This window comes from Streptomyces murinus (genome assembly GCF_002154555.1).
Taxonomy (GTDB): domain Bacteria; phylum Actinomycetota; class Actinomycetes; order Streptomycetales; family Streptomycetaceae; genus Streptomyces; species Streptomyces murinus.
In genome coordinates, this window is sequence record NZ_MUNF01000448.1 from 1 (window position 1) to 8,232 (window position 8,232).

At 72.7% G+C, this 8,232-nt stretch carries 10 protein-coding genes; 3 read left to right on the plus strand and 7 right to left on the minus strand.

What is annotated here, in order from left to right:
- The 3 genes from CCN72_RS25865 to CCN72_RS25875 all read right to left on the minus strand — a co-directional run.
- Positions 1-417: hypothetical protein (locus CCN72_RS25865; protein WP_143664199.1), on the minus strand; the 417-nt coding region annotated here is incomplete at its 3' end.
- A 26-nt stretch (positions 418-443) separates the two neighbouring features.
- Positions 444-671, minus strand: coding sequence for a hypothetical protein (locus CCN72_RS25870; protein ID WP_085566491.1), 228 nt, complete (start codon positions 669-671; stop codon positions 444-446).
- A gap of 16 nt (positions 672-687) precedes the next feature.
- Positions 688-1,842, minus strand: coding sequence for an inorganic phosphate transporter (locus CCN72_RS25875; RefSeq protein WP_086810050.1), 1,155 nt, complete (start codon positions 1,840-1,842; stop codon positions 688-690).
- Positions 1,843-1,938: 96 nt separating this feature from the next.
- Here CCN72_RS25875 and CCN72_RS25880 point away from each other — a divergent pair, with 96 nt between their 5' ends.
- Both CCN72_RS25880 and CCN72_RS25885 read left to right on the plus strand, forming a co-directional pair.
- Positions 1,939-2,382 carry a helix-turn-helix transcriptional regulator gene (locus CCN72_RS25880; RefSeq protein ID WP_086810052.1) on the plus strand — a complete coding sequence of 148 codons (444 nt, stop codon included), beginning with the start codon at positions 1,939-1,941 and terminating at the stop codon, positions 2,380-2,382.
- A gap of 62 nt (positions 2,383-2,444) precedes the next feature.
- Entirely contained in the window at positions 2,445-2,861 is a 417-nt protein-coding gene (locus tag CCN72_RS25885; RefSeq protein WP_037660218.1) for a VOC family protein, read from the plus strand.
- A 23-nt stretch (positions 2,862-2,884) separates the two neighbouring features.
- Here the strand turns inward: CCN72_RS25885 and CCN72_RS25890 are convergent, their stop codons facing one another.
- From CCN72_RS25890 to CCN72_RS25900, 3 genes are all read right to left on the minus strand, one after another.
- Positions 2,885-3,217, minus strand: a complete 333-nt coding sequence (locus CCN72_RS25890) for a DUF952 domain-containing protein (protein ID WP_086810054.1) — start codon at positions 3,215-3,217, stop codon at positions 2,885-2,887.
- A 158-nt stretch (positions 3,218-3,375) separates the two neighbouring features.
- Entirely contained in the window at positions 3,376-4,512 is a 1,137-nt protein-coding gene (locus tag CCN72_RS25895) for a family 2 encapsulin nanocompartment cargo protein polyprenyl transferase (protein WP_086810056.1), read from the minus strand.
- A gap of 112 nt (positions 4,513-4,624) precedes the next feature.
- Positions 4,625-6,031 carry a family 2B encapsulin nanocompartment shell protein gene (locus CCN72_RS25900; protein WP_086810058.1) on the minus strand — a complete coding sequence of 469 codons (1,407 nt, stop codon included), beginning with the start codon at positions 6,029-6,031 and terminating at the stop codon, positions 4,625-4,627.
- A gap of 202 nt (positions 6,032-6,233) precedes the next feature.
- Between CCN72_RS25900 and CCN72_RS25905 the strand changes: the two genes are divergently transcribed.
- A complete protein-coding gene (locus tag CCN72_RS25905; protein ID WP_086810060.1) occupies positions 6,234-7,157 on the plus strand; it encodes a 1-aminocyclopropane-1-carboxylate deaminase/D-cysteine desulfhydrase in 924 nt (307 codons plus the stop codon).
- A 36-nt stretch (positions 7,158-7,193) separates the two neighbouring features.
- Here CCN72_RS25905 and CCN72_RS25910 read toward each other — a convergent pair.
- On the minus strand, positions 7,194-8,232 hold a 1,039-nt coding region (locus CCN72_RS25910), incomplete at its 5' end, for a cation:proton antiporter (protein ID WP_208638096.1).

Sequence of the window (8,232 nt, forward strand, 5' to 3'; positions counted from 1 at the left end):
CAGATGATCACCCGAGGGGCGGTCCAGCGCCCCTCGGGTGATCATCTGCACACCGGTGCCGAGGTCCCGGCGGGCGGCCTCGACATCGCGCAGGTCGTCCTCCAGGCCCCGGGTGAAGGGGAGCAGCACCTCGGCCGCCTGCCGGGCGGTGCCGGGGACGGCTTCGGCCAGGGCGTCGGTGAGCAGCCGCGCGAGGTGGTCCATGTAGGCGCCGACCGGCTCGGGGGTGTGGGCGGAGGCCGCGGCCAGCAGCTCGTAGGCGTGCGTGGGACTGTCCTGCCAGAGCCGGATGGCCACCTCCAGCTTCACGGTGAGCACACCGAGCACCTTCTCCTCGGCCGTACCCGCCGCCACAACGGCCCGCTCGGCCGCCGCGGCGGCCCGTTCCAGGCCGGTGCGGACGATCGTGGCGAACACCTCGTCCTGGGGCGGACGGAACCTTGTCAGTGCAGCTGGGGCACGATCAGGTAGATGCCGTAGCCCACCACCACGGCGCAGGCCAGGAAGCACAGTCCCGCCTGGGCGCGGGCCAGGGTGGTGGCGGGGCCCGTGCGGCGGTCGGCGGCGCGGGAGAGGCCGAGGACGCCGAGGGTGAAGACGACGACCACGGCGACGGTGACGCCGAGGCTGACCGCGGCGACCCGGGCGAGGGCGGACCAGTCGATGTGCATGGCGGACTCCCGGGATTCAGACGGCCGAGCCGATGTCGGTGGGGGTCTGGGAGCGGAGGGTGACCTCGTGGTGGTCGTTGACGTTGTCGGCGTGCACCGGGTTGCGGCGGGAGATGACGACGACGCCCAGGGCGAGCGCCAGCGCCACCAGGGCGACGACGAGCGTGCCGATGTTGCCGCCGTGCTTGACCACGCTCGCCGCGAGGCCGCCGACCAGCGCGGCGAAGGGCAGGGTGATCAGCCAGGCCAGCGCCATCCGCCCGGCCACGCCCCAGCGGACCTCCGCGAGCCGGCGGCCGAGGCCCGCGCCGAGGATGCTGCCGGAGGCGACCTGGGTGGTGGACAGGGCGAAGCCGAGGTGGGCGGAGGTGAGGATCACCGCGGTGGAGGCCGTCTCGGCGGCGAAGCCCTGCGGCGACTGGATCTCCGTCAGGCCCTTGCCCATGGTGCGGATGATCCGCCAGCCGCCCAGATAGGTGCCGAGGCCGATCGCGAGACCGGCGGAGCCGATCACCCAGACCGGCGGCCCGGCGTCATGGCCGAGCGCGCCCGCGGAGATCAGGGTCAGCGTGATCACGCCCATGGTCTTCTGCGCGTCGTTGGTGCCGTGCGCGAGGGAGACCAGGGAGGCGGAGGCGATCTGGCCGATCCGGAAGCCCTTGGTCACCCGGTCCTGGCGGGCGCGGGCGGAGAGCAGATAGGCGAGGTAGGTGGCGGCGCAGGCGGCCACCCCGGCCACCACCGGGGAGACGACGGCGGGCAGCAGCACCTTGTCGAGCACCTGCTCGAAGTGCACGCCCTTGGACCCCGCGCCGACCCAGACCGCGCCGATCAGCCCGCCGAACAGGGCGTGCGAGGAACTGGAGGGCAGCCCGGCGAGCCAGGTCGCCAGGTTCCACAGGATCGCCCCGACCAGCCCGGCGAAGATCATCGCGGGGGTGACCAGGGCGTCGTCCACGATGCCCCCGGAGATCGTCCGGGCCACCTCGGTGGACAGGAACGCGCCCGCGATATTGAGAACACCGCTGATCAGGACCGCGATTCTGGGCCGGAGCGCGCCGGTGGCGATGGAGGTGGCCATCGCGTTCGCGGTGTCATGGAACCCGTTCGTGAAGTCGAACGCCAGCGCCGTCACGATGACGACCGCCACGAGCAACGTGATGTGGTCCATGACTCCAGCCAACCAAGACCCGGCCGATTCCGCGCGAACTGGGAGCGAAAGCCCGGGAATGCCCAGGAGGAGACGGGGTGGGCAGGACGGCCCGTGATGATCCCGAGTCCGGTGTCGGTGGGCTGTGCCAAGCTGGTGGGTGTGAGTCTGGAGGATCTGCGGCGGCTGCGGCGGGTACGGGACCGGATGGACCGGGAGTACGCCGAGCCGCTCGACATGAGCGAGCTGGCGCGCGGCGCCCTGATGTCCCCGGGCCATTTCCAGCGCAGCTTCCGCAAGGCGTTCGGGGAGACGCCGTACAGCTATCTCATGACCCGCCGTATCGAGCGGGCCAAGGCGCTGCTGCGCCGGGGCGACCTCACGGTCACCGAGGTGTGCCTGGCCGTGGGGTGTACGTCCCTGGGGTCCTTCAGCTCCCGTTTCACCGAGCTGGTCGGCCGGACCCCGAGCGCCTATCGTGCCGCCGCGCACGAGCCGGCCGCGGTGATCCCCTCCTGCGTGGCCCGCACCTTCACCCGGCCCCGCCGCCGCCCCTACTGATCTCCCCGGGCCGTCCCCGGAAGCCGCGCGCGCCGGCCTCCCGACCGGCTTAGCGTGAACGCATGAACGTACGACTCGCACAGTGCTTCATCGCCGTGGACGACCATGACAAGGCCCTCGCCTTCTACCGCGACATCCTCGGTCTTGAGGTCCGCAACGACGTGGGCTTCGAGGGGATGCGATGGGTGACCGTCGGCTCGCCGCACCAGCCGGACGTGGAGATCGTGCTGGAGCCGCCGGGCGCCAACCCGGACGCCTCCCCCGCCGACCGGCAGGCGATGGCCGAACTGCTCGCCAAGGGCATGCTGCGCGGGGTCATCCTGGCCACCGACGACTGCGACGCGCTGTGGGAGCGGCTGCGCGAGTCCGGCGCTGACGTCCTCCAGGAGCCGACCGACCAGCCGTGGGGCGTCCGCGACTGCGCCTTCCGCGACCCGGCGGGCAACCTGCTGCGCTGCTTCCAGCGCCCGGCGGCCTGAACTCCCCCGGCGCACGCGGTACTTCACCCCCAGGGTTCCACGTCCACCACGGCGCGCACCGGCAACGGGCCGTAGAGGTGCGGGAATTCCTCACCGCCCGGCTGCACCGGCTCGTACGTCAGAGGTGCGTCGAGCAACGCCGGGTCCACCACCAGGACCACCAGTTCGTCCGGGCCGTCGTACCCGCCGTACACGAACGCGGCGACGGACGGGAGCTGCTCGCGGGTGGAGAAGTGGATGAAGCCCACCTGGTCGAGGGTGCGGCCCCGGGTCGACACCTCGTAGGTGGCGCGCTCGCGGGCCGCCTCCCACAGGGAGCGCTCGGTGATGTGGACGATGCGGGACGGTTTCGGCATGGCTTCACGGTAGACGGCGGGCCCCGTGGACTGTGGGGATCCACGGGACCCGGCCGACCGGAGCCCCCGGGGCACCGTGCGGGGTCAGGAGCCGCACGGGCCCGGGGACTCCGGGTCCTCGGGGCCGCCGGACGGACCGGCGGCACGGACCGCGGCGCTCAGCTGCTGCGCCGGGTCACGAACTCGGCGAGGGCGAGCAGCCCGCCCGCCGCCTCGGGGTCCGGGATCGCCCGGGCCAGTTCCTGCATCGCGCGGGCCATCCGGTCGGCCGCCTCCGTCTGCGCCCAGTCCCGGCCCCCGGCCCGCTCCACGGCCAGCGCGGTCCGCGCTATGCCCTCGCTGTCCCCGGTGATGTACGGCTTTCCGTACAGCACGGCGAGTTCGGCCGCCGCCGGGGTGCCGGAGACGAGTGCCGCCACCACCGGCAGGGACTTCTTGCGGGCCGCGAGATCGGCACCGGCCGGCTTGCCGGTCCGCAGCGGCTCACCCCATATGCCGATGACGTCGTCGATCAGCTGGAAGGCGAGCCCCGCCTGACGGCCGAAGCCGTCCAGCGCGGCCACCTCCTCGGGCCCCGCGCCCGCGTACAGCGCGCCGAGGGCGCAGGCGCAGCCCAGCAGCGCCCCTGTCTTCGCCTCGGCCATGGCGAGCACCTCGTCCAGCGTGACCTCCCCCGGGGCGCGGTGCTCCAGGTCGGTGTCCGTGTGCTGGCCGGCGCACAGCTCCATCACGCAGTCCGCGAGCCGGGCGGCGGCCGGGGCCGCGGCCGGGTGCGGGTCCTCGACCAGCAGACGCAGCGCGAGCGCCTGGAGCGCGTCCCCGGCGAGGATCGCATCGGCATCCCCGAACACGGTCCAGGCCGTGGGCCGGTGCCTGCGGGTGGGGTCCCGGTCCATCACATCGTCGTGCAGCAGGGTGAAGTTGTGGACCAGCTCCACCGCCGCCGCGGCCGGTACGGCGGCCGCCCGGGCCGCCGGGCCGCCGAGCGCGGCGGCCGCGGCGAGCACCAGGGCCGGACGGATCGCCTTGCCGGCATGGCCCGCGGCCGGGCTGCCGTCCACGTGCTCCCAGCCGAAGTGGTAGCGCGCGATCCGGCGCATGGAACCGGGCAGCGACTCGACGGCGGCGCGCATCGCCGGGTCGACCAGGGCCCGGCTCCGCTCCAGCAGCTCCGGCGCCTCCTGCCCGTCGTGCGGGGCGGGGCCCGGGTCACCGGTTCCCCGCCGTCCCTCCGGTGTGCCGGGGTACGGCACACCGGAGGGACGTTGTTCGGTCTCCGTCATGGACTCGGCCATGTCTCCCCCTCGCCAGGTCCGCGGGCATCGGCGGATCCTGCCCACCCGGACGCGTACCCCGAGGGTGTACCCGTCCGGGCGTTCAGGGACACGGCCGCGACGTGCGGAAACGTCACCTCCACCGGCCGATCTCGACGTTCTCCAGCACACCGAGCGCGTCGGGCACCAGGACGGCGGCCGAGTAGTAGGCCGTGACCAGGTACTTGATGATCGCCTGCTCGTTGATCCCCATGAAGCGGACGGACAGGCTCGGCTCGATCTCGTCCGGGAGACCGGACTGCCGCAGACCGATGACGCCCTGTTCCTCCTCGCCGGTGCGCATCGCGATGATCGAGGTGGTGCGCGCCTCGCTGATCGGGATCTTGCCGCAGGGGAAGAGGGGCACCCCGCGCCAGGTGGGGATGCGGTTGCCGCCCATGTCGATGGTCTCCGGCACCAGACCCCGCTTGTTCAGCTCGCGGCCGAACGCGGCGATCGCGCGCGGGTGGGCGAGGAACAGCTTGGTCCCGCGGCGACGGCTGAGCAGTTCGTCCATGTCGTCCGGGCTCGGGGCGCCGTCGTGCGGCTGGATCCGCTGGTCGTACTCGCAGTTGCTGAGCAGACCGAACTCCGGGTTGTTGATCAGCTCGTGCTCCTGGCGCTCCTTCAGCGCCTCGACCGTGAGCCGCAGCTGCTGCTCGGTCTGGTTCATCGGCTGGTTGTAGAGGTCGGCCACCCGGGAGTGGACGCGCAGCACGGTCTGGGCGATGCTCAGTTCGTACTCGCGGGGCCGGGCCTCGTAGTCGACGAAGGTGTGCGGGATGTCGGCCTCGCCGGAGTGGCCCGCGGCCAGGTCGACGGCCTTCTCGCCGTACTTGTTGGTGCGCTGCTCCGGGATCGAGCGCAGCTGGGCCAGATGGTCGCGCAGGGACTGGGAGCGCTCGGCGATCTGCTCGAAGTCCTGGCGGCTGAGGATCAGCACGGTGCTGGCGGTGTCCGCGCGGACCGTGTACTCCCAGATGGCGTCCGGGTCGACCAGCGCCTGGTCGCCGAAGTAGGAGCCGTCGGCGAGGACGCCGAGGACCGAGTCGTCGCCGTAGGGGCCGGTGCCGATCTTCTCGACGCGGCCGTGGGCGAGCAGATGCACCCCGTCATTGCGGTTGCCGAAGTCGGCGATGACCTCGCCGGGGGCGAAGTCGCGCTGGCGGCAGCGCCGGGCCAGCTCGGCCAGTACCTCTTCGTCCTCGTACGACCGCAGGGCCGGGAGTTCGCCGAGTTCGGCCGGGATGACCTCGACCTGGCCCCCGGTCTTGACGAAGGTGATCCGGCCGTCGCCGACGGCGTACGTCAGCCGGCGGTTCACCCGGTACGTGCCGCCCTGGACGTCCACCCAGGGGAGCGTGCGCAGCAGCCAGCGGGAGCTGATCTCCTGCATCTGCGGAACGGACTTGGTGGTGGTGGCCAGGTTCCGCGCTGCCGCGGTCCCGAGGGACTGCTGCGGCTTGCCCTGATCCGTGCGGAGCTCTTCGCCTACCGACATGTGGAAATGCCCTCCCATGTAATGCACCGGTCGCAACGGGCCGGTCTCGCATCGAGCGTCCCATCACGCACGGTTGCCACGCCATTACCCGAAAGAGGGGGAATGGATCATCGGACTAGTGGGCAGAAAGGAGGACCCTGAAAAAGGGGCCGCGCTCGGGGTGCGGATCCACGAGGTCGGCGAGGTCGGCGACAATGACACCGTGACCAGCAGCGTTCCCCTCGCCCCCCGCCTTCCCTCGCCCCTTCAGGAGCTTCGGGACGAGCGGTTCGACCGGCGCGGGATCCGGCTGGTGCTCAAGCGGGACGACCTGATCCACCCGGAGCTGATCGGCAACAAGTGGCGCAAGCTCGTGCCGAACATCGCCGCGGCGGACGGGCGGCCACTGGTCACCTTCGGCGGGGCCTACTCCAACCATCTGCGCGCCACCGCGGCCGCCGGACGGCTGCTCGGGCTCGCCACCACCGGTGTGGTGCGCGGCCAGGAGCTGGCCGACCGGCCGCTCAACCCCTCCCTCGCCAGGTGCGCGGCGGACGGGATGCGGCTGCGGTTCGTCGACAGGTCGATCTACCGGCGCAAGGCCGAGCCGGAGACGCTGGCGGCGATCCTGCGCGCGGCCGGCGCCGAGGGGGCGTACGTCGTGCCGGAGGGCGGCAGCAACGCGGCGGCGGTGCGCGGCTGCACGGCGCTCGGGGCGGAACTGCGCGGGCACGCCGATGCCGTCGCGGTCGCCTGCGGCACCGGCGGCACGCTCGCGGGGCTCGCGGCCGGACTGGCGAAGGGACAGCGCGCGCTCGGCGTGCCGGTCCTCAGGGGCGGCTTCCTGACGGCCGACGTCGAGGCATTGCAGGAACGTGCCTTCGGCGGCCGTACCGGCGACTGGTCGCTGGACGACCGCTTCCACTTCGGCGGCTACGCGCGGACCACCCCCGAACTCGACGCGTTCGCCGAGGACTTCGAGCAGCGGCACGGGCTGCCCGTGGAGCGTCTCTATGTCGCCAAGTTGCTCTACGGGCTTGTCGCCCTCGCCGAGGAGGGCGCCTTCCCGCGCGGCACGACACTCGCGGCCGTCGTCACCGGCCGGCCGTTCCCCGAGCCCCAGCGGCCTGGAGCCGTGGCCACCTAGAGGCCCGGCAGCGCCGAGCCCCGGCGGCCCCGGTGGCTACGCCGCCTCCCGGTACGCGGCCGCCTCCTCCAGGTCCAGGTGCCGCAGCAGGGCGCGCAGCATCTCGTCGTCGATGTAGCGGTGGTCGCGCAGCCGTACGAAGACCTCGCGTTCGGCGCTGATCATGGCGCGGGACAGCCGGCGGTAGGTGTCGTCCACGGACTCGCCGGTGACGGGGTTCGCCTGGCCGAGGCGCTCCCAGACGGCGTTGCGGCGGCGCTCCAGGACGTCGTGGAGGCGGTCGGCGAGCGGCGGCGGCAGCGCGTTGCGCTCGTCGGCGAGGAGTTCCTCCAGGCGGCGTTCGGCGGCCAGGGACGCCTGTGCCTGGGCGTTGGCCTCGGCCAGGGTCTCGGCCTGGCGGTCGCGGCCGGGGAACTTCATCAGGCGGATCAGCGGGGCGAGGGTGAGGCCCTGCACGACCAGGGTGCCGATGACCGTGGTGAAGGTCAGGAAGAGGATCAGGTTGCGCTGCGGGAAGGGCGCGCCGCCCCGGATCGTCTCCGGGATGGAGAAGGCGATGGCCAGGGAGACCACGCCCCGCATCGCCGCCCAGGAGACCACGACCGGCGCCCGCCAGGTGGGGTCCTCCTCGCGCTCCCGGACGCGCCGGGACAGCGCGCGCGGCAGGAAGGTCGCCGGGAACGTCCAGACGAACCGGGCGGCCACGACGACCAGGAAGACGGCGATCGCGTACCAGGCCGCGTCGGCCCCGTGATAGGCAGCGAGGCCCTTGAGGATGGGCGGCAGCTGGAGGCCGATCAGCGCGAACACGGCCGACTCCAGCACGAAGGCGACCATCTTCCACACGGCCTCCTCCTGGAGCCGGGTGGCGAAGTCGACCTCCCAGGCGCGGTGCCCGAGGTACACGGCGACCACGACCACCGCGAGCACTCCGGAGGCGTGCAGCTGCTCGGCGACCCCGTAGGCGACGAACGGGATCAGCAGCGAGAGGGTGTTCTGGAGCAGCGCCTCGGTCAGGCGGGTGCGCAGCCAGTGGATCGGCACCATGAGCACCAGGCCGACGAGCACGCCGCCG

Bases quoted from the DNA above. Each gene is read 5' to 3' on its own strand.
- CCN72_RS25870 (WP_085566491.1), bottom strand. From the start codon at position 671: ATGCACATCGACTGGTCCGCCCTCGCCCGGGTCGCCGCGGTCAGCCTC.
- CCN72_RS25875 (WP_086810050.1), bottom strand. From the start codon at position 1,842: ATGGACCACATCACGTTGCTCGTGGCGGTCGTCATCGTGACGGCGCTG.
- CCN72_RS25880 (WP_086810052.1), top strand. From the start codon at position 1,939: ATGATCCCGAGTCCGGTGTCGGTGGGCTGTGCCAAGCTGGTGGGTGTG.
- CCN72_RS25885 (WP_037660218.1), top strand. From the start codon at position 2,445: ATGAACGTACGACTCGCACAGTGCTTCATCGCCGTGGACGACCATGAC.
- CCN72_RS25890 (WP_086810054.1), bottom strand. From the start codon at position 3,217: ATGCCGAAACCGTCCCGCATCGTCCACATCACCGAGCGCTCCCTGTGG.
- CCN72_RS25895 (WP_086810056.1), bottom strand. From the start codon at position 4,512: ATGGCCGAGTCCATGACGGAGACCGAACAACGTCCCTCCGGTGTGCCG.
- CCN72_RS25900 (WP_086810058.1), bottom strand. From the start codon at position 6,031: ATGTCGGTAGGCGAAGAGCTCCGCACGGATCAGGGCAAGCCGCAGCAG.